This window comes from Moorena sp. SIO3I6 (assembly GCF_010672095.1).
In genome coordinates this window covers 1-1131 of the sequence record NZ_JAAHHU010001616.1, presented here as the reverse complement: position 1 = coordinate 1131, position 1131 = coordinate 1, and the positions used below count along the sequence as shown (strand labels likewise).

The window sequence follows — 1131 nt, the reverse complement described above, 5'->3', positions numbered from 1 at the left end:
AATCGGATTGGCGATCATATCTGTTATTACTCCGATTTGAGTAAGATGCGTGAGCATTACCCCAGTTGGGATATTTCCGTTTCCTTGGAAGAAACAATTCAGCAAATTGTGGAATCTTGGCAGGCTCGTTTGGCTCAATCAGCAGTAACGGTTTGAGTTGTAGGGTGTGTTAGGGGCGGATGCTGTTGGCGAAATATTTCTTAACAAACCAAGAAGCCCCATCAGCCCTCACCCCCAGCCCCTCTCCCAACCTTGGGAGAGGGGAGTAAATTACTCCAGAATAAGGGTTTCACGAATTCGCCAGCAGCATCGCCCCGTAACGCACCACCCTTGGGCTCCCCCTCATTTTCTCGGTCGTCAATGTTGGGACAGCCCGCCCGGAAATTGAAACGGGCAAGATGCCCATTCCACTTCACTTTTACAATCATTCCATTATTAAGCCACCATAACGGGCAAGATGCCCGTTCCACAAAACTACAGGCAAGATGCCCGTTCCACAAAACTACAGGCAAGATGCCCGTTCCACAAAACTTTCTTTCCCTGTTCCCTATTCCCTGTTCCCTGTTCCCTTAAATTCTAGTTTCACATCTGATTTTAAAACCCTATATATCTATTGTGACAAAACTGAAAAAACTTATTCCTAATTTCCGATCGCCAGCCTATCGTCTGGTCGGGGAGACAGCCCGGAAAAACTGGTGGCTGATTGGGATTAATCTGGTTACCAATCTGATCAGTGCCGTCCTAGAGGGCAGCACCCTAGGTGTGATTTATCTGGCAATTGGTTACTTAACCGGGACTGATGACCCTGGAACAGAGACAGCAACTAATCCAAGAATAGCTCAAACCCTTGCTAAGATTCTGCCTTTGCCACCAGAGCAAATGTTTTTAGTATTAATCTTTGGGGCAGTGGTGCTGCAGATTGGCTTAAGTCTCAGTAACTATGTCAATAACGTATCGACAGCTTACCTATCGGCCAAAGCACAGCCCTATGTGACGGGCAAAGTGTTTGAACGGATTATGACCTTTAGCTATGGCTGTGTGAGCCGTTATAAACGAGAACCAACCCCATAAGAGAGCTCTTTATCTCAGTACCCTTTCCGAGCCAACCCTTAAGGTGGTGCGTTATATGCA

3 protein-coding genes are annotated in these 1131 nt (G+C 46.9%); 2 read left to right on the top strand and 1 reads right to left on the bottom strand.

Going from position 1 to position 1131, the window contains the following annotated elements:
* Window positions 1-221: 221 nt before the first annotated feature.
* Complete coding sequence (locus F6K49_RS51690) at window positions 222-428, bottom strand: hypothetical protein (protein ID WP_293110779.1); 207 nt, start codon at window positions 426-428, stop codon at window positions 222-224.
* A 29-nt stretch (window positions 429-457) separates the two neighbouring features.
* Here F6K49_RS51690 and F6K49_RS51685 point away from each other — a divergent pair, with 29 nt between their 5' ends.
* Window positions 458-580 (top strand): hypothetical protein, encoded by a 123-nt coding sequence (locus tag F6K49_RS51685; protein WP_293110777.1) that lies wholly within the window; start codon window positions 458-460, stop codon window positions 578-580.
* Between the two features lie 35 nt (window positions 581-615).
* Window positions 616-1071 (top strand): hypothetical protein, encoded by a 456-nt coding sequence (locus F6K49_RS51680; protein ID WP_293110775.1) that lies wholly within the window; start codon window positions 616-618, stop codon window positions 1069-1071.
* Window positions 1072-1131: the final 60 nt, after the last annotated feature.